Genomic DNA, 18,721 nt, shown 5'->3' on the forward strand with positions numbered 1-18,721 from the left:
GGTTAATCAACAGGCTGGATCTCACACCGGTACGGCGTCGGTGTCCTCGGTGGTCTCGACCCGGTCGACCTCGGCCTTCGGGTGCCGGCGGCGATGCCGCAGCGCCGCCCAACGACCCCGCGGACCGCGCTCGCGCCCGGCCACCTCGGTCGCCGCGACCTCGGTCCCGGCCGTCTTGGCAGCCTGTACGGCGGCCTCCGCGATCGGAAGGATCGCTTCGCCGCGGAACGACTCGGGGGGCACGAACGACTCCGGACCGACCCCCATGGCAGCGGCCACGGAAGGCAGGAGCGCGGCCGAGGCAGCGGCGTACCCGATGGCGGAGGGGTGGAAGTTGTCCCGGCCCCACATCGTCGGGTCGGCCTTGAAGGCCGGTCCGAGCATTGAGCCGAGTGACACCGTCCGCCCGCCGGCCTCGACCACGGCGATCGTCTGCGCGGCGGCGAGCCGGAGACTCCAGGCACGGGCGAACTGCCGCAGCGGCGGCATCATCGTCGGCACGACGCCCAGGTCCGGGCAGGTTCCGACGACGACCTCACAGTTCGCCGCGCGCAGTCGCCGGACTGCCGCGGACAACAGGCGGACCGAGACCGACGGCGACATCTGCGCCTTGATGTCGTTCGCGCCGATCATGATGACCGCGACATGCGGCCCGGCCTGCAGTGCGGCGTCGACCTGCTGGGCCAGGTCGGTCGACTTGGCGCCGGTCTTGGTGACGTCGACCAGCCGGACCGGGCGCTCGGCCAGGTCGGTGAGCCCCGAGGCGAGGATCACGCCAGGGGTCTCGTCGGGTGAGTCGGTGCCGTAACCGGCCGCGCTGGAGTCGCCGAGCATGGCGAACGTGATCGGAAGTCCTGGGTATCTGCCGAACAGACCGCTCCCCGGAGTGGGGTAGTAACGCATCGGGCCGATCACGCGCTTGGCGTACTCGGCCTCTGCGGTCAGTACGCCGTACAACGTGGCACCGATGAGTCCGAGTCCCCCGCCCCCGAAGGCCGCGGCCTGGGCGAGCCTGCGGGCCGCCCTGGCTTTGCCTTTACTCATGAGTACAAGAATTACACGCTGTCACCCACAAGCAAGCGAAATAGTGGAAACGACACGACGATCGCTACTCTGAAGTTGTGCGCTACGCAGAATCTCTCCTGGACCTGGTCGGCAACACCCCGCTGGTCAGGCTGACCAAGACCACGGACGGGGCGAAACCACTCGTCCTGGCCAAGGTCGAGTACTTCAACCCCGGTGGCTCGGTGAAGGACCGGATCGCGGTCCGGATGATCGAGGCCGCGGAGGCCTCCGGCGAGCTCAAGCCGGGCGGCACGATCGTCGAGCCGACCTCCGGGAACACCGGCGTCGGCCTCGCGATGGTTGCCCAGCAGAAGGGCTACAAGTGCGTCTTCGTCTGCCCGGACAAGGTCAGTGAGGACAAGCGCAACGTCCTGAAGGCGTACGGCGCCGAGGTCGTGGTCTGCCCGACCGCCGTGGCGCCGGAGCACCCGGACTCGTACTACAACGTCTCCGACCGCCTGGTCCGCGAGATCGAGGGCGCCTGGAAGCCGAACCAGTACGCCAACGTGAACAACCCGCGCTCGCACTACGAGACGACTGGTCCCGAGCTGTGGGAGCAGACCGAGGGAAAGATCACGCACTTCGTGGCGGGCGTCGGCACCGGCGGCACCATCAGCGGCACCGGTAAGTACCTCAAGGAGGTCTCCGGCGGTCGCGTCCAGATCATCGGCGCCGACCCCGAGGGCTCGGTCTACTCCGGCGGCTCCGGCCGGCCGTACCTGGTCGAGGGTGTCGGTGAGGACTTCTGGCCGGAGACCTACGACAAGGACATCTGCGACCGGATCATCGAGGTCTCGGACGCGGACTCGTTCTCGCTCACCCGTCGGCTCGCCCGCGAAGAGGCCATGCTCGTCGGCGGCTCCGCCGGTATGGCGGCCGCCGCGGCGATCCGGCTGGCGCACGAGATCGACGACCCCGACGCCGTGATCGTCGTGCTGCTGCCCGACGGTGGCCGCGGTTATCTGACGAAGGTCTTCAACGACGACTGGCTGGCGCAGTACGGGTTCCTCGCGCACAACCGCCAGGGCACCACGCTCGGCGACGTGCTCAGCTGCAAGGACGGCAACCTGCCGCCGCTGGTGCACACCCACCCGCACGAGACGATCGCCGAAGCGGTCGCGATCCTGCGCGAGTACGGCGTCTCTCAGATGCCGGTGGTCCGCGCGGAGCCACCGGTGATGGCGGCCGAGGTGGCCGGCGCGGTGTCGGAGCGGACGCTGATGGACGCGTTGTACTCCGGCAAGGCGCGGCTGGCCGACATGGTCGAGCAGCACATGGACCCGGCGTTGCCGTCCCTGGGTGCCGGCGAGGCCGTCACGAAGGCGGTCGAGCTACTCGAGGATCGGGACGCCCTGATGGTGCTGGACGACGGCAAGCCGGTGGGCGTACTGACCCGGCAGGACCTGCTGGTCCACTTGTCCGCCGACTGACCTCCCCTGGCCGGGGAGGACTTGGATTTAACGGTCTACGACAGCAGGCACGATGGCGATCAGGGCCATCACGATGATGCCGATGACGATGGCTGCTGCTCCGGCGATCTGAAGGATTTCCATAACTCAAGGTTCCTTCAGATCGCCCTTGCGGACATCGGTCCCAAGACCGGTCTTCGCTTCATCCCTAGGTCGTATGCCCGACCCTGAGGGCTCATCCTTCCGGAGTGCGGGTTCCCCCTACTTCACGAGCACGAAGTCCGACGGATCGAGCTTCCGGGTCCGGCGCCAGTACGAGACGCTGAACTCCGGCCACACGACCGAGTTCCGCCCCGCATCGTCGTGGTACCAGCTCGTGCAGCCGGACTCCCAGACGGTTTCCCGCAGCTCGTCCTGGATATCGTCGACGAACTCGCGCTGCGCGTCGGCGCGAACCTCGAGGTACGTCGCCCGCCTGGTCCGGAGCAGATCCAGCGCCTGCATCACGTACCGGACCTGGGCCTCGATCATGAAGACCATCGAGGTGTGTCCGAGCCCGGTGTTCGGGCCGGTCAAGAAGAACAGGTTCGGGTAGCCGGCGGCGGTGATCCCCAGGTGCGCGCTGATCCCGTCGCGCTTCCAGTGCTCGGACAGGTCGACCCCGTCCTTGCCCAGGATCGGCATCCGGGTCAGGCCCGCGCCGACATCGAAACCAGTACCGACCACGATCGTGTCGCACGGCCGCTCGATCCCGTCCGCGGTGACCACGGCGTTCTCGGTGACCCGGCTGATCGACGTGGTCACCAGCTCCACGTTCGACCGGCTGAAGGTCGGATAGTAGTCGTTGGAGATCAGCAGTCGCTTGCAGCCGATCTGGTAGTTCGGGGTCAGTCGCGCACGCAAGTCGGGGTCCGTGACCTGCTTCTTGAGATGCTGTTTCGCCTGTATTTCAAGGCCCTTCATCAACTTCGGGTTCCCCGCGAAGCCGGCGCCCCGAACCTCCAGGCCCCAGTAGATCGCGTTCCGGATCGTGCGTTGCGCGGCCGGGAAGCGCTGGTGCAGACGGCGTTCGAGAGCGCCGATCGTGCGGTCCGGCTTCGACGTGATCCAGGGGGCGTTGCGCTGGTAGACGTCCAGCTGCCCGACCTGCTTGGCGATCTGCGGGACGAACTGGATCGCCGACGCCCCGGTGCCGATCACTGCGACCCGGCGACCGGCCAGGTCGTGGGAATGATCCCACTGCGCCGAGTGGAACGTCGTACCGGCGAAGGAGTCGAGGCCCGCGATCTCCGGCCACTTGGGGCGCTGCAGACTGCCAACGCCGGTCACCAGGGCCTGCGTCTCGATCGTCTCGCCGCCGTTGACCGTGACCGTCCACTCGCCGCTGGTCTCGTCGAACGCGGCCTCGGTGACCTCGGCGCCGTACCGGATCTTGTCGGCGATCCCGTACTTCTCGGCGCAGCGTTCGAGGTAGGCGAGGATCTCCTCCCAGGGCGCGAACATCCTGGACCAGTGCGGATTCTGCTCGAAGGAATACGAGTACAAGTACGACGGTACGTCGCACGCGCAGCCGGGATAGGTGTTGTCCCGCCAGGTGCCGCCGAGGCGGTCGGCCTTCTCCAGGATGACGAAGTCCTCGCACCCGGACTGCTTCAGCTTGATCCCCATGCACAACCCGGCGAACCCGGATCCGATGATCACGACCTCTGTCATACGCCCAGAGGTTACCGGCGAGTCACTCTCCTGGGAACCGCCTACTTCAGGCGGTGCAGAACTTCGCCGGCATTCGGTACGACGAGGGTGTCGGGGTCGGCCTCGTAGTCGGCGAGGTTGATCGTGGCCGGGTCGAGGTAGTTGAGGTTGGCCCGGCGGACGACGTCTTCGGGGATGCCGGTGGCGAGCGTGACCTGGACGCGGAGCTGCTCGCCGTTGATCGGGTCCCAGGTGCCGGCGCCGCGGAGGTGGGTCGAGTGCGCGAGGACGCCCCAGTGGAGGTCGCGGAACTTCTCCCACTGGCCGAGGAAGTAGTCGCGGCAGTGGTAGCCGATCTCCTCGATCTCGGGGTGCATCGCGGCGATCTGCTGCACGTGCGGGGCGTAGAGGATGACCTCGCCGCCGTCGGCGACGACCGGCTCGAGCTTGTAGAAGCCCTTGGCGGCGGTCCAGATGTCGGCGTACTTCTCGGGCATGACCGAGACAACCCGCCGTACGGGTCTGTCGAGGTAGGTCACGTGGGTTTGGGCGGAGACCTGGGCCGCCTCCTGCCAAGCCTCGACGGTGTTGCCGAAGGCAACTGCATGCAGGGCGTTCGTGCCGGACTGGGCGACCACAGCGAGCGCCAGTTTCTCGGCGGGGATGAGCGCGGCGGCCTCGTTGATGAGGGCGCGCACCGGGGTGACGCCGAGGGTGCCGATGATGCTGGCGCTGGTGATCAGGGCGCCGAGCCAGTGCGAGACGTCGATGACCTCTTGGCCGGCGACACCGGGAAAGAAGTACTTGTTGCCGCCGGAGAAACCGACGACCTCATGCGGGAAGACCGGGCCGACGACCAGCGCGACATCGTGCTCCACGACTGCCCTGTTGAGGCGGACCGGGACCTCGTCGTCCAGCAGTCCGCCGGAGATCTCACGGACGCGGTCGGCGCTGATCGTGCCGAGGTCGGCGAAGGTCTCGGGCTTCCACCACTCGTGGTTGATCACCCCGTCGTACTCGGCACCGAGGTGTTTGTGGAGCTCGTCGGGCGTCATCTCGGCATGGGTGCCGAGGGCAATCAAGATGGTGAGCTTGCTGACGCGGTCCTTCAGGCTTTGATGGACCGCTCGGATCAGTAGCGGGAGCGGGCAACTGCGGGTGGCGTCGGGGACGATCACGCAGACGCTGCGCCCCTCCAGCCCGGCGCCGGCCAAGGCGTCACCGATGAACGTCGTCACCTCGTCCTCGCTGAGGACCTGACCTGGGCCGCCGATGATGCTCACAGCCCAGACTTTACGTGCTGACCTGCTCGTCCGCCTTCGGCGTCTCAGCCTTGGCCCACTGCCGGTGGGTGATGGCGGCGTAGGTGATCGCGGCGAGCGGGGCGGCCCAGAGCCGGAAGAACGGTAGCTGTCCGGTGAGCGCGGTCGCTGCGAAGATCACGCCGAAGATGATCGCGCCGGTGGCGGCTCCCCGGCGGCGACTGGCGAGCGCGGTGGTGGGGAGTGGACCGGTCTGGCGATCGAGGACGCCGGCGAGGGCGGCCAACACGGTGACTGCGGTGATTGCGAAAAGGACGCCGCCGACCACCTCGCCGAAGATGATTGCTGCCGCGTTGAGAGCAGTGAGGATGGCGACGACCACGAGTACGTCGAGAGCGCCGTACAGGAGGTGGTTGCGGTGCCTGCGGGTAAGGTCTTTGCCCTCGGCCGAGGTGATCGGGCCGGGGTCGCCTTTGAGGGATTGGATCTGGAAGGCGATGCCGGCGGCGATCAGGGCGAGGACGAGGACGCCGGTGATCGAGAAGATGGTGGTCTGGGCGGTCGACAGATAGTCGCGGACGTCGCCGCCGCCGAAGTCGCAGGTCGCGGACGGCGGGAACCAGCTGGTGTGCACGGTCGGATCCGGGTCGACCAGTGGGCCAAGCTTCTCGAAGCACGAGTGCCCCGCGTCCCACCAGCTCGGCATCGAGGCCGAGACGATGCCGGCCCAGACCAGGCCCAGCAAGAGCCCGGCCGCCAGGGTCCACCGCTTCAATGCCGCCACATGCCCAACCTTCTCATCTGATCCAATGCGCTCATGACGTTTGAGGGTTCGTACCTGTGGGAAGTTCGGCAGCAAGTTGGATCGCGGCTCCTGCTGACGCCCGGGGCGCAGACGCTGGTGGTTGATGCGGACTCGCGGATCCTGTACCAGCGGAGCCGGGACTCCGGGTTGTGGGCGCTCCCGGCCGGAGCTTCCGAGCCGGGGGACAGCTTCCGGATGACGGCGGCGCGGGAGCTGTTCGAGGAGACCGGGTTGGTGGTTGCGCCGGAGGCCCTGGTGCCGTTCGCGTCGCTGTCGCGGGGTGATCTGCATACGGTGTCTTATCCGAACGGCGACCTACTGCAGTGCTTCTCGCTGATCTTCGAGGCCCGGTCGTGGACCGGCACCTTGCAGGCCGAGGAATCCGAGGTGCTGGAGCTCGGTTTCTTCGCTGAGCCGCCGGAGGAACTGCACCCGCCGACCCAGGTGGTGCTCGACCTGTATGCGGCCTATCGGTCGTCCGGGTTGTTTCAGAGCTGGTAGCAGCGCTTGGTGCCGTAGGCAACGAAACCGATGCGGCGCAGGGTGGGGGCACTCGTCGCTGTGCGTGCTCTGACCAGCGCGAGGTTTGCTCCGGCGGCGACTGCGGCCTCGCAGCGGGCGGCGATCAAGGCGCGATAGACACCTCGGCCGCGCGCCTTCTCCAGAACTGCGGCGCCCCACAGGCCGACCACGTCACCCAGCAAGGTGTAGCCGGCCGCACCCACGATCTCACCGTCGATCTCCGCCACGAATCGCAACGGTGACCGCTCACCCCGCGCGACCGCGGCGATCTCGTGGTCGAGCTCGTTCCGGCTCGGCGGCGCCCATCCGAACACCTCGGAGTCCACCGCCGCGGCAGCCTCGATGCCTGCCGCATCCAACGCCGGCCGCACGACCACATCATCCGGTACGTCGAGCCGCGGGCTCAGGTCGCCTGGCAAGTTGCGCGCCAGCACCTCGACCACCTCGATCTCGCGAAATCCCTTACTCTGCAGGACTTCCCCGGTATCGGCCGGTTGCGTCCGATCATCCACCCACCACTGCACCGGCTGCCCCAGCGCGCGCACCTCGGCGATCACCGCATCGAGCGGCCGCACCGTCGACGACCACTGCACCGACGGCCCGCGCCCGCCGTACACAACGGCCCGGTAGTCGTCGGTGACGACGTCCACGGCATCCGGTGGCACAAAGATCCACTCCGCTGCTGCCTTCAAGACCCGCTCACGCATGGGGAAATCCTAAGGCGCGTCGGGGTCCTGGGTGACATGCTTGGCCAATGGTCACTCAGGTTGAGATCACGGACGGACTGCGGCAGTTGGGGTTGGATCGGTCGTCCGATGTGCTGGTGCATTCGTCGCTGAAATCCTTCGGGTACGTCGAGGGCGGGGCGGAGGCGGTGTGCCAGGCGCTGGTGGATACCTGTGGGACGGTGTTGATGCCGGGCTGGACGTTTGATCTGACGGGGGTTGGGGTGCCGCCGGGGTTGGAGCGGCCGGACAACGCTTGGCCGCCGGCGGAGGACTGGGCGACATTCGACGCCGGCATGGCGGAGGCGACGGCGTACCGGGATGATCTTCCGGTCGACAAGTGGCTGGGGCAGATTCCCGACGTACTGCGGACGTCGTTTGCGCCGTTGCGGAGTTCGCATCCGCTGATGGCTTGGCTGGCTGTGGGGGAGCGGGCGGCGGAAGTGCTGGCGGGGCAGCGTCTCGACTGGCCTCTCGGGCCGATTGAGGCGCTTGGGGGTGATGTGTTGCTGCTGGGGGTCGGGCACACGTCGAATACGACGATTCACGTGGCTGAGCAGCACCTCGGGCGGTCGCTGTTCTACCGGTACGCGAAGATCGGTGAGGGGTCGTGGGCGGAGCTCCCGAACATCTCGGGCTCGAGTCAGCATTTCGATCTTCTGGAGCCATTGTTGCGTCCGGCAACTACTGAGGTGATGATCGGCGACTGCCGTGCGCGCCGGATACCGATCGCCGCCATTCTTGAGGTGACTCGGCAGTTGGTGCTCGCTGATCCGGCGGCGATGCTGTGCACGGGCGACCATGACACCCGCTGCGCCGCCGCGATTCAGCAGCGGCTAAAGCAGTTGTAGGTCACGCTCGGCGTACAGGCGGTGCTGCCATTCCTCGTTGAGGAGGATCTCCAGGCACATCTTGACGTCGTACGCATCCGCCGGCGGCCAACTCGGGCCCTCGACCGGGGTGGTTTGTGAGTTGAACTCGGCATCGGTCAGCTGGTCGACGTACTGGCGTACTCGGGTCATCCGGTCGTGCCTTATCGCGAGCACCTCGTCAAGACTCGGCTGTACGTCGAGATCCCAGGGCAGCCGTGGATGCGGCTTTGCGCCGTCGTACGGAAGGCTCAACGCGTGCCACGGCTCGGGCTCGCCCTGGACCACGCGGTAGATCCACACCTCGGTCGCATACACGAGATGCCGGAGGGTCTGAATGAACGACCACTCGCCGTCCACTCGCACGTGCAACTTCTCCTCGGGCAACTGACGCGCCCGCTCGACCGTCCCCGCCCACAACCGCTCGACGACGTCCCACGCCGTACGGACTCCGTCAGCATCCTTGGGCCGCATCTTCACCCGCTCCGGATCCCGCCGGTCCAGCTCCGCCTCGATCAACGGCCACACCTCGACGCCGTTGATCACCAGCCCCTCGACATCCCCATCGATCTGCGCGTCGTTGAACTCCACCCCGCGCATCGTCGCCCCACGGAAACCGACCCGCTCGAACCGCGCATCCCGGAAGTTGACCTCCCGCACCAAACCGCCGCGGAAGTCCTGATCCACCAAGTCCTCAGCCATAGACCCACGCTAAACCGCGTTCCGGACGTTCTACGTCCGCTTCAGGGGTTTGGTGAACATGAGGGTGAGGGAGTCGTCGTTGCGGACGGTTTCCATGGGCGGGACCTGGCGGCCGTCGTAGATGAGGCCTCGGCCGTCGGGGAGGTAGCCGCGGCGGACGTACATGCGTTGGGCGTTGCCGTAGTCGGAGTAGAGGCCGACGCCGATGCCGACGATGTCGGAGCGGGTGGCGACGAGAGATTCGGCGGCGTCCATGAGGGCGGTGCCGATGCCGCGGCGGCGGAGTTTCGGGAGGACGTTGAAGTCCTGGATCTCGGGGATGCCATTGAACGGCTCGTACGGCGACTCCCAGCGGACCGTGACGTAGCCGGCGTACGCGCCGTCGACCCAGGCGACGAGGATGTCGCGGGTGCCTTCAGTCTGCTCGGCCAGGTAGCGCTCGTACTGCTCGACCGGTTTGGGCCAGCCCAGCTCCTTGAAGGCGGCGGCGATCACCGGCGGATCTTCGGGCTGCAGCGGGCGGATCTCCATGGCGGCAGACTAGGTTCGGGCGGCGGGGAAGTCTTCTGGTTTTCGTTGGAATAGCGGACACCAACTGGCCGCTACTTCTTTTAGAGTCGGAGCATGACGACGAACGAGCGGGACGACATCCTCGACTTCCTGGGCAAGCACCGGTACTTCCTGCGGCACACCGCGCAAGGGCTGACCGACGAGCAGGCGAGTACCCGGAGCACGATCAGCGAACTGACTGTCGGCGGGCTGATCAAGCACGTGACCGCGGTCGAGAAGAACTGGCAGGACTTCGCCCAAGGCAAAGACACCTCGAAGGAATTCACGCCCGAGGTGATCGCCGAGTGGACCGACAACTTCCGGCTGCTCGACGGCGAGACGCTGGCCGACGTACTGGCGGCGTACGAGAAGGTAGCGGCGACCACGGACGACCTGGTCCGCACCCTCGACCTCAACGCGTCGTACGAGCTTCCTTCCGCTCCCTGGCAGCCCCCGGGCGTCTTCTGGTCCGTACGGCGGGTGTTCCTGCACATCACCGCGGAGACCGCCCAGCACGCCGGCCACGCCGACATCATCCGCGAAGCCATCGACGGTCAGAAGTCCATGGGCTGAGCGCGCAACGACGTCACCCCCGCTATTTGAGGACAGCGGGGGTGGCGTCGTACGGCCGGGATCTCAGATGAGGGTGGTCCAGATCTTGGTGCTGGTTTCGTTGCCGACGAAGGGCTTGTTGACGGCCCACAGAAGTCCCTCGCGGTTCTCGGGGACGTCGAAGTCGCACACCACCCAGCCGCCAGCTTCCCCGCGGGTGTTGAAGCACTCGCGGTACCAGTCCGACTTCGAGTCGGTGTTGTAGATCGTGCCGGCGGCGGACTCGCCGTTCGCCTTCGTGTCCTTCACCCACACCTTGTCGGCAGCGTCACCGAAGCACGCCTTCGCCCCGGCCGTCGAGACACACGTGACCCCGAGGCCCGACGGCGGTGCTCCACTCGGCGTGCCGGCGGTCGCGTTTGCCACGGCCGTGGTTCCGACGGCGATCAGCACTACCGCTGCCGGGATGCCGAGAACTGCACGTACAAGCTTGCTCACTAAGAGCTCCTCACTTCTCTCGCTGTCCCCCCCGGACCCGCGGAATTCAATCACGGTGCCCCGAACAACTTCCTGGCAGCCCGCGTCGTACCGCCATGACCGATCTCTATCTCGCCAGGCATGCCGAGGCGCTCCCCGACGAATCCGGGCTCACCGACCGCGGCCGCGATCAGGCGGCCCGCCTAGGCCAACGCCTGAAGGAGATCCCGTTCACCACGATCCACCACAGCCCGCTCCCACGAGCCGTCCAAACCGCGCGCTTACTCAACCACCAGGCACCCTTGCAGGCCTCCGAAGAAGCCGGCGATCACATCCCGTACGTCCCGCTGCGGAACGAGCTGCCCACGGACTCCGCCGACTACTACCTCGACTTCCTCCACCAGGCAACGCCTGAAGAACTTGCCCAAGGCCCTCATATTGCTGAGCGGGCCGTGGCCCGTTTCACCGGTCCGTCAACCAGCAATCACGAGCTCCTGATCACCCACAATTTCCTCATCGCCTGGCTCGTCCGCGACGCCCTCGACGCCCCACCCTGGCGCTGGCTAACCCTCAACCACTCGAACTGCGGCCTCACCGTGATCCGCTACACCCCCAACCGCCCTGCAGCTCTCCTGATGTTCAACGACGAGAGCCACCTGCCAGCAGGGATTCCCAGCTAGATCCACCGCGCAAATGCATTCGGCGGCTCATTGAACTCCTTCAGTTCAACCAGGACCGGCGGAGTAGTCACTCGGGTTCCTGGAGGATGAGGTCGTCGCCGTCGTACCAGCCGACGGTGTCTACCTGGGTCAGTACGCCGGGAGTTCGTTCGAGGAAGGTGATGAGCTGGTTGGCGGCGGCCACGGAGTCGTCGTAGCGCGACATCAGGATCTGCATGCCGACCACGGCCGTTGCGGTTGCGAGGTGCGACTCGACCTTTTGGCGTGCGGCGGGTGATCCCGCGAGGTCCTCGAGGGCCTCCAGCTCTTCGGCAAGCTCCTCGCGGACGTCGTCGCCGAGCGTCAGATCAGCAACCAATACGGCGTTTCCGCGCGCATCGTGGATCTCGAAGTCGGGCCAATCGAGCCCGCTCACCACGAACCCTTCGTCCTGCTCGCCGATGAATGTGCCGAGGGCGGCGAACTCGTGCTCGGGCCAACTGGTGATGACCGCACGCATGTAGAGACCCATTCGGCGCATGCTGCCACAGACGCCGTACCGATGAACGGGTAGTGGTGCCTGCCGAACGGCCTTTCGGCGGGTCGGTGCGCCTGGGTTGCTGCGGTCGCGCCGACCACTACCCGTTGATCGGTACACCTGGAACTGTTGCAGGCCTGTGCGGTGTGAGCCCGCTCTCATTTGCGGCGAATGGAATGGGTGGGGATTCCGCAGGAGGGCGCGGAGATTCTTGAGGCCGCTCGGGTAAGCGCTTGCCGCGGGCGTGTGGTCACTGCTCGCGTTGGGGTGAGGGCTGCCAGTAGCCTCCAGGGATTCGCCGCGCACTCCGCCCCGAGGAGCGCGACTCAGCTTTCGGAGGATTCCGTGAATACCCGATCCGGATTCAGTAGACGTCGGTTTCTTGCGCTTGGTGCGGCCGCTGCAGGAGCGGCTGCGGTCGGTACTCGGAGTGCGCTTGCTGCCGCCGCGGACATCGACTACGCAGGCCTGAAGGCTGCAATGAGTGGAAGGCTGCTGCGGCCTGGGGACTCTGGGTACGCCGAGGCTGCGCGCACCTGGAATCTCGCGTTGCCGGCGCGGCAGCCGGCGGCGATCGCGCAGGTGGCCAACCAGGCTGATGTTATTGCGTGCATTCAGAAGGCGGCCGGTCGTGGGGTGCCGTTCGCGGCGCGGTCGGGTGGGCATAGCTATGCCGGTTACTCGACGCCCGATCAGGGTGTGGTGGTCGATGTCGCCGCGCTCAAACATGTCAACGTGCGCTCCGACAACACCGTGGCGATCGGTGCGGGCGCCAAACTGATCGACGTGTACGCCGGTTTGGCCGCGAGTAACCGGGCTTTGCCGGGTGGCACGTGTTCGACGGTCGGGATCGCCGGACTGACGCTCGGCGGCGGCGTCGGCGTACTGACGCGGGCCTTCGGTCTGACCTGTGACCTGCTCAAGTCCGCGACGATCGTGACGGCGGACGGCGCCGTACACACTGTTGATGCGAACCGGGACGCCGACCTGTTCTGGGCGCTGCGTGGTGGCGGCGGTGGTCACGCCGGGATCGTCACGGAGTTCGTGTTCAGCACCGCGCCGGCGCCCAGCCCGATCAGGTTCGAGCTCGCGTTCTCGGCGAGCAAGACCGCGAGTGTCCTGTCCTCGTGGACTTCCTGGCAGTCCAACGCGCCGGACGGTCTCACGACGACATTGTCCGTCGGCGCCGGATCGTCGCCCAGTAACGAGATCACCGGCGTGTGGACCGGCTCGAGCAGCGATCTCGACAAGCACCTCAACACGCTGGTCTCCGCGGTCGGCTCGTCGCCGAGCAAGCGCACGACCACAAAGAGCACCTACCTCAACACCATGCAGCACTTCGCGGGCTGCGCCGACAAGGCCATTCAGGCCTGCTACCTCGATACCGAGCCCGGTGGCACCATCACGCGCGAGACCTTCCGCGCCGGTTCGCGCGTGCTCGCCACCACCCTCAGCAAGTCGAAGGCCGACCAGGTCGTCGACATCATGCGCAACCAACGCGACATGGTCCTTCTGTTCGACGGTGTCGGCGGCAAGGTGAAGGCGCTCAGCGCGACCGACACCGCCTACCCGCACCGCTCCGCCGTTGCCTCCGTCCAGATCTACACCTGGAACGCCAGCAACGGTTCCGGCGTCACCGCCGTACAGAACGCTCTCACGCCGGTGGCGGGATCCGGCTCCTACGTGAACTACATCCACCCCGAACAAACCAACTGGGGTACGGCGTTCTGGGGCAGCAACCGCGCGCGTCTCAAGTCCACCGTGCAGTCCTACGACCCAGCCAACGCCTTCGATTTCCCGCAGTCGGTCGTTCGCACCTGACGAGTCAATCGCGCACCGGCTGGTGCACCCCAAGTTCGGCCAGCCGGTCTCCGCGCGGACTCCGCGACAAGCCTCCTTGAGCACGGTTCAGTCACGGATCGGGCCGGAAGTCGACTGAGGGGTGCTCAAGGGTGGCTGGCGTCTTGGTGCCGGGGAGCGCTACGAACCCGAAACGACTGGTAACACTCCCCAGCTTCCGGATCGCGGCTGATTCGAGCAGGGAAAATGGCAGGCGGTGGGGTCGGGGGAGCTGCCAGGATGCTTGCATGGTTGAGCGGGCGTTGAGTTTTGGGTCGGTGGCGGAGACGTACGAACGGTTCCGGCCTGGGTATTCGGCGGAGCTTGTCGACGTTGTGACGGAGTACGCCGGTACGCCGATTCGGACTGCGCTTGAGTTTGGCGCTGGGACTGGCAAGGCGACGCGGCTGTTCGCGGGGGCTGGGATTGCGGTGACGGCGACGGAGCCGGATGCGGACATGCTTGCGGAGATGCGGAAGCACGTGCCGGCGAATGTGACGACTGCGCTGGCCGCGTTCGAGGACCTGCCGCTGGATACGTCGTACGAGCTGGTGTATTCGGCTGCTGCGCTGCATTGGACCAAGCCGGAAGGGCGCTGGGAGCGGATGGCGGCGCTCGTCCGGCCGGGCGGGGTGTTCGCCTCGTTCGGGATACCCGTCGGGTTGGCGGACCCGGAGCTCAGGGAAATCGCGCGGGCGGCGCGGGCGCCGTACCTGGAGGAGGACGGGGTGCCTTCGCCCGACGGGACGCCTGCGGATCAGCCGATGCAGTGGCCTGGGACGGAGCTTCTGCAGTCCGAGTGGTTCACCGATGTCCGGCAGACGATCATCGAACGGCGGCTGACGATCAGCGCCGAGGAGTACGTCGGCCACCTCTCGACGGTGTCGGCGTACGTGATGCTCGCGCCGACAGACCGGGACGAGGTCTTCCGCCGGACCCTCGAAGTACTGCCCGAAAGCGTGGAGCTCGACGCGCAGGTGCACGTGCACCTCGCCCGTCGCAAGTAGCGCGACGGGCGGATGCCCGGAGGACTAGCTGGGGAACGGCGCTCCGGTGTTGCTGTGGCAGCGGTAGCCGTTCGGGTTCTTGTGCAGGTACTGCTGGTGGTACGCCTCGGCGTAGTAGTGCGTGCCCAGCGGGGCGATCTCGGTGGTGATGTCGCCGTAGCCGAGGGGCTTGATGACGGGGGCGTAGAGGTCGCGGGTGCGTTCGGCCTCGGCGCGCTGGGCGTCCGTCGTGTAGTAGATGGCGGAGCGGTACTGGGAGCCCAGGTCGTTGCCCTGGCGCATGCCCTGCGTCGGGTCGTGGGTCTCCCAGAAGACCTTCAGCAGGTCGGTGAAGGTGGTCTTGGTGGGGTCGTAGACGATGCGGACGGCCTCGGTGTGGCCCGTGCCGCCGGTGCAGACCTCTTCGTACGTCGGGTTGGGGGAGTAGCCGCCCGCATACCCGACTGCGGTGGTGTAGACGCCGGGGAGCTGCCAGAAGATCTCCTCGGTGCCCCAGAAGCAGCCGGTCCCGAACCAGACCTCCTCGAACCCCTCAGGGGCAGGATCGGTCTGCGGTGTGTGCAGCACGATGTTCTCGGCCGGCACGCTGTAGCCGGCGGTGGGGCGGCCGGGCAGTGCACGCTCCGGCTCGACCAGGGCTGTGTTCCGCTTGAAGAACGACATTCTCACGCCTCTCGCAGTTGACTCTCATAGTCTCTCAACACGACCACTGAGGCGAACCTTCCCCGCACCCCTTACGGGACGATGACGTCACGCGATCATCGCTGGGGTGAAGCCTGGGTTGCTCTGGGTGCCGGTGAGGGACCGGTACGACGCGGCCAGCTGCCGGACGCCGTCGCGGAGTGCATCGGGCTCCAGCGTGTAGGGGAGCCGGATGAACGACTCGAGCCCACCGTCCGGGGAGAAGCGTGAACCGGCCACGACCAGTACGCCGTTCCGCTGCGCCACCCCGACCAGACTGGAGCCCACGGGCTCAGGGAGCTCGCACCACAGCGACAGCCCGCCACCGGGGAGCTCAAACCGCCAGTCGGGCAGCTCTGATGACACCGCCGCAGCCAGCGCGTCACGTCGCCTGGCCAGGTCCGCCCGGCGCTCTGGCAGCAGGGTGGCCCGGTCGCGCAGCAGCTCCGCGACCACGAGCTGGTCGAGCACCGGAGCGCCCAGGTCGAGCGACGCCCGCGCATCCAGCACCCGGGCGACCAGCGACGACGGAACCCGCATCCAGCCGATCCGCAGCCCACCCCAGTACGACTTGCTGACCGACCCGACCGTGATCACGCCCTCCGGGTGGTAGGCGGCGAACGGCGGCGGCATCTCCTGCCCGTCGAGCCAGAGCTCGCCCAGTGTCTCGTCGATGATCGCCGTCGTCCGGCTGCGCGCGAATGCGGTCGCCAGTTGCTGCCGCTCGGCCGCCGGCATTAACCAACCGGTTGGATTCTGGAAGTCGACCACCATCCAGGCCGCCCGCGGCGCCGTCTGCCGAATGGTTGCTTCCAGCAACGGAAGGTCCCAGCCGCCCGGACTCATCGGTGCGGCCACAACGCGGCAACCGCTGCGCCGGATCGCATCCACCGAGTTCGGGTGCGTCGGGCTCTCGGTCAGCACCCGGTCGCCGATCTGCGTGAACGCCCGGATCGCGATCGAGGTCGCCGCCAATGCTCCCGCGGTGATGATGATCTGATCCGGCGACGTCGGCAGCCCGCGATCGTCGTACATGGCAGCAACCTCCGCCCGCAGCTCCGGCAACCCTTGTGGGTGATACCCCGGCGTCGCGAGGTGCACCGGCAACTGCGTCGAGGCCGCGGCGACCGCCGTACTGATCCCCGGTACGGCGGCCGGCGCCGCGCAGGTGAAGTCGTACAACCCCTCCGTGTCGATCCCTGGCGCATGGTGCCGCCCGAGCTCCGGACCGACCTTCGACGGCAGCGCGGTCACGCTCCCGGACCCGCGCCGGCTCACCAGGTAGCCGCGGTCCCGCAACTCCCGGTACGCCGATGCCACCGTCGTACGGCTGACTCCAAGAGCGTCGGTCAGCTCGCGCTCACTCGGCAGCCGCGCGCCGGGCATGATGCGCCCGTCCGCGATCAGCAGGCGGAGCCGGTCGGCAAGCACCCGGTACGCCGGTCCGGCGTCCGTGGACCAGTTGCCGAGCAGGCCATCGAGGGTGCTGGCGGGAAGCTGTTGACCGATCATGCAGTCCACTATTGCGCAATTGGCTATCGATCACCAGGCCAGTTGGCCCGCAAACTGGGCAGGTGACCGCCACTTCCGCAGCCCCTCCCCGTCAGCTTGCCGCGATCAACCCCCTTCAGCAGCTCAAAGCAGGCCACCTGCCGCGCCGCCTCGTCCAGTTGTACGTCGGTCTCGTCCTGTACGGCGCCTCGATGGCGCTGATGGTCCAGAGTCACCTCGGGCCAGGCCCGTGGGACGTGCTGCACACCGGCGTCGCCAGGCACGTGCCGCTGAATTTCGGGACGATCGCGATCATCACCAGCTTCGTGGTCCTGCTGGCCTGGATCCCGCTGCGGCAGTGGCCGGGGCTCGGCACCGTGAGCAACGCGATCGTGATCGGGATCGCCGCCAATTTCACGCTGGCGGTGGTCGACCAGCCGGGCGCCCTGTGGCTCCGGATCGTCTTCGTGGTCTCCGGAGTGGTCATCAATGCGCTCGCCGGCGCTCTCTACATCGGCGCTCAGCTCGGCCCCGGCCCGCGCGACGGCCTGATGACGGGCCTGGTCCGCCGTACCGGACTGAGCGTCCGCGTGATCCGTACGGCGATCGAGGTCACCGTGGTCGCGATCGGGTTCCTGCTCGGCGGTGTGGTGGGCTTGGGCACCGTCCTCTATGCGCTCTCGGTCGGGCCGCTGCTGCAGATCTTCCTGCCCTGGTTCACGGTCCGCCTCAAGACCCCCTAGACGGCAAGGGGATCCCCGGACCAGGGGGCCCGGGGATCCCCTTGCTTCAAGAGCCGACGGACTCGAGTTCGCGGTCCTCGGCGGCAGGTTGACGGACCTTGATCTTGCGGGGCCACCAAGCCCACTTCCCGAGCAGTGCGGTCACACTCGGCACCAGGAAGATCGACATCACGAACGCCGAGACGACGATCCCGGCCGCGACCGAGAAGCCCATCTCGGTCAGCAACGCCATCCCGGCGAGCATCAGCGACGAGAACGTACCGGCCAGGATGAGTCCGGCGGACGCGACCGAAGGCCCGCCGTGCTCGATCGCGAGGTCGGCGGCCTCGCGTGGATCGGTGCCACGTTCAGCCTCTTCGCGGAGCCGCGCGATCATCAGGATGTTGTAGTCGGTGCCGATGGCAACAACAAAGAGGTAGAGCATGATTGGCAGCGAGAATGTCACACCGGCATGCCCCGCCATGCCCTGGAAGACGAAGACCGTCGCCCCGATCGAGCTGAAGAAGCTCAGCACCACCGCGAGCATCAGCACCAGCGGCGCGATCAGCGATCGCAGCAGCAGGGCGAGGATGATCGCGATCAGGCCGCCGGCGACCGGGAAGATCACCGAGAGATCGCGCGTGTTCGCGGCCCGGATGTCGGTGTAGCTCGATGTGACGCCGCCAACCAGCGCGGTCGTCCCAGCCGGCGCATCTGCATGCGCGACGTCCTTGAGCTTCCCGTCGACCAGATCCAGTGAAGCCGTCGCGTATGGCGCCCCATTCAGTACGACGTTGATCTGGGCAACCGTCTTGTCGGGGTTGAGGAGTGCCAGCCCGCCCTTCGCGTCGGCCGGGAGTACGGCGCCGACTCCGTCGACCTTCGCGAGTTTCCCGGCGTACTGGGTGAGCTCGGCCGGATCCAGCGGCGTACCGTCGGTGCTCCGCACGAAGACCGTGGTCGGGTTGAGTGCGCCGGCTGGGAAGCCGGCCTGCAGGTCCTTGACGGCGCGGGCGGACTCGGTGCCTTTCGGGAGTTGGCTGAAGGCGTCGTAGTCGACCTTCATCCCCAGTGTGCCAAGGGCCAGCGCGACCATCACGGCGCCGGAGGCGACTGCCACGAGTGCCGGGCGGCGAGCGGTGAACCGGCCGAGGC

Annotated in this window: 20 protein-coding genes; 8 read left to right on the forward strand and 12 right to left on the reverse strand. The window is 67.2% G+C overall.

Annotated features, from left to right (window positions below; all coding sequences use genetic code 11):
* Positions 1-21: 21 nt before the first annotated feature.
* A complete protein-coding gene (locus E1263_RS17815) occupies positions 22-1,044 on the reverse strand; it encodes an SGNH/GDSL hydrolase family protein (RefSeq protein ID WP_132168713.1) in 1,023 nt (340 codons plus the stop codon).
* Between the two features lie 77 nt (positions 1,045-1,121).
* Here E1263_RS17815 and E1263_RS17820 point away from each other — a divergent pair, with 77 nt between their 5' ends.
* Positions 1,122-2,495, forward strand: coding sequence for a cystathionine beta-synthase (locus E1263_RS17820; protein WP_132168715.1), 1,374 nt, complete (start codon positions 1,122-1,124; stop codon positions 2,493-2,495).
* Positions 2,496-2,735: 240 nt separating this feature from the next.
* Here E1263_RS17820 and E1263_RS17825 read toward each other — a convergent pair whose 3' ends face one another.
* The 3 genes from E1263_RS17825 to E1263_RS17835 are packed head-to-tail and all read right to left on the reverse strand — an operon-like array spanning position 2,736 to position 6,212.
* On the reverse strand, positions 2,736-4,187 hold the full coding sequence (locus tag E1263_RS17825) for a flavin-containing monooxygenase (RefSeq protein WP_132168717.1): 1,452 nt from the start codon (positions 4,185-4,187) through the stop codon (positions 2,736-2,738).
* Between the two features lie 41 nt (positions 4,188-4,228).
* Entirely contained in the window at positions 4,229-5,449 is a 1,221-nt protein-coding gene (locus E1263_RS17830; protein WP_202868939.1) for a lactate racemase domain-containing protein, read from the reverse strand.
* A gap of 10 nt (positions 5,450-5,459) precedes the next feature.
* On the reverse strand, positions 5,460-6,212 hold the full coding sequence (locus E1263_RS17835) for a hypothetical protein (RefSeq protein ID WP_132168718.1): 753 nt from the start codon (positions 6,210-6,212) through the stop codon (positions 5,460-5,462).
* A 33-nt stretch (positions 6,213-6,245) separates the two neighbouring features.
* Between E1263_RS17835 and E1263_RS17840 the strand changes: the two genes are divergently transcribed.
* Entirely contained in the window at positions 6,246-6,734 is a 489-nt protein-coding gene (locus E1263_RS17840; protein WP_132168720.1) for an NUDIX domain-containing protein, read from the forward strand.
* Here the strand turns inward: E1263_RS17840 and E1263_RS17845 are convergent.
* Positions 6,722-7,462, reverse strand: a complete 741-nt coding sequence (locus E1263_RS17845) for a GNAT family N-acetyltransferase (RefSeq protein ID WP_132168722.1) — start codon at positions 7,460-7,462, stop codon at positions 6,722-6,724. The two genes, E1263_RS17840 and E1263_RS17845, sit on opposite strands and share 13 nt — an antisense overlap.
* Positions 7,463-7,509: 47 nt before the next feature.
* Between E1263_RS17845 and E1263_RS17850 the strand changes: the two genes are divergently transcribed.
* A complete protein-coding gene (locus tag E1263_RS17850; RefSeq protein WP_132168724.1) occupies positions 7,510-8,331 on the forward strand; it encodes an AAC(3) family N-acetyltransferase in 822 nt (273 codons plus the stop codon).
* On the opposite strand, the gene E1263_RS17855 is transcribed toward E1263_RS17850, so the two are convergent.
* Together E1263_RS17855 and E1263_RS17860 are read right to left on the reverse strand one after the other, a co-directional pair.
* Complete coding sequence (locus tag E1263_RS17855) at positions 8,317-9,051, reverse strand: DinB family protein (protein ID WP_132168726.1); 735 nt, start codon at positions 9,049-9,051, stop codon at positions 8,317-8,319. The genes E1263_RS17850 and E1263_RS17855 overlap by 15 nt on opposite strands.
* 30 nt (positions 9,052-9,081) lie before the next feature.
* The gene (locus tag E1263_RS17860; protein ID WP_132168728.1) at positions 9,082-9,582 is read right to left on the reverse strand and encodes a GNAT family N-acetyltransferase; all 501 of its coding nucleotides are present in this window, start codon (positions 9,580-9,582) and stop codon (positions 9,082-9,084) included.
* A gap of 93 nt (positions 9,583-9,675) precedes the next feature.
* On the opposite strand from E1263_RS17860, the gene E1263_RS17865 reads away from it, so the two are divergent.
* Complete coding sequence (locus tag E1263_RS17865) at positions 9,676-10,173, forward strand: DinB family protein (RefSeq protein ID WP_132168730.1); 498 nt, start codon at positions 9,676-9,678, stop codon at positions 10,171-10,173.
* A gap of 63 nt (positions 10,174-10,236) precedes the next feature.
* Here E1263_RS17865 and E1263_RS17870 read toward each other — a convergent pair whose 3' ends face one another.
* Complete coding sequence (locus tag E1263_RS17870; protein ID WP_132168732.1) at positions 10,237-10,650, reverse strand: hypothetical protein; 414 nt, start codon at positions 10,648-10,650, stop codon at positions 10,237-10,239.
* 95 nt (positions 10,651-10,745) lie between these two features.
* Between E1263_RS17870 and E1263_RS17875 the strand changes: the two genes are divergently transcribed.
* Positions 10,746-11,309 carry a histidine phosphatase family protein gene (locus E1263_RS17875; RefSeq protein ID WP_132168734.1) on the forward strand — a complete coding sequence of 188 codons (564 nt, stop codon included), beginning with the start codon at positions 10,746-10,748 and terminating at the stop codon, positions 11,307-11,309.
* Between the two features lie 67 nt (positions 11,310-11,376).
* Here the strand turns inward: E1263_RS17875 and E1263_RS17880 are convergent, their stop codons facing one another.
* Entirely contained in the window at positions 11,377-11,820 is a 444-nt protein-coding gene (locus E1263_RS17880; protein WP_132168736.1) for a hypothetical protein, read from the reverse strand.
* A gap of 486 nt (positions 11,821-12,306) precedes the next feature.
* Here E1263_RS17880 and E1263_RS17885 point away from each other — a divergent pair, with 486 nt between their 5' ends.
* The gene (locus tag E1263_RS17885) at positions 12,307-13,647 is read left to right on the forward strand and encodes an FAD-binding oxidoreductase (protein WP_165956658.1); all 1,341 of its coding nucleotides are present in this window, start codon (positions 12,307-12,309) and stop codon (positions 13,645-13,647) included.
* 266 nt (positions 13,648-13,913) lie between these two features.
* Positions 13,914-14,672, forward strand: a complete 759-nt coding sequence (locus tag E1263_RS17890) for a class I SAM-dependent methyltransferase (RefSeq protein ID WP_132168740.1) — start codon at positions 13,914-13,916, stop codon at positions 14,670-14,672.
* Positions 14,673-14,696: 24 nt separating this feature from the next.
* On the opposite strand, the gene msrA is transcribed toward E1263_RS17890, so the two are convergent.
* Both msrA and yczR read right to left on the reverse strand, forming a co-directional pair.
* Positions 14,697-15,335 carry a peptide-methionine (S)-S-oxide reductase MsrA gene (msrA, locus tag E1263_RS17895; protein ID WP_132168742.1) on the reverse strand — a complete coding sequence of 213 codons (639 nt, stop codon included), beginning with the start codon at positions 15,333-15,335 and terminating at the stop codon, positions 14,697-14,699.
* 87 nt (positions 15,336-15,422) lie between these two features.
* On the reverse strand, positions 15,423-16,865 hold the full coding sequence (gene yczR, locus E1263_RS17900) for a MocR-like transcription factor YczR (RefSeq protein WP_132168744.1): 1,443 nt from the start codon (positions 16,863-16,865) through the stop codon (positions 15,423-15,425).
* A gap of 62 nt (positions 16,866-16,927) precedes the next feature.
* Between yczR and yczE the strand changes: the two genes are divergently transcribed.
* Positions 16,928-17,587 (forward strand): membrane protein YczE, encoded by a 660-nt coding sequence (yczE, locus tag E1263_RS42765; RefSeq protein ID WP_165956659.1) that lies wholly within the window; start codon positions 16,928-16,930, stop codon positions 17,585-17,587.
* 46 nt (positions 17,588-17,633) lie between these two features.
* Here yczE and E1263_RS17910 read toward each other — a convergent pair.
* Positions 17,634-18,721, reverse strand: a 1,088-nt coding sequence (locus E1263_RS17910; RefSeq protein WP_165956660.1) for an MMPL family transporter, incomplete at its 5' end; no start/stop codon positions are given.

It is taken from the genome of Kribbella antibiotica (assembly GCF_004349055.1).
Classification (GTDB): domain Bacteria; phylum Actinomycetota; class Actinomycetes; order Propionibacteriales; family Kribbellaceae; genus Kribbella; species Kribbella antibiotica.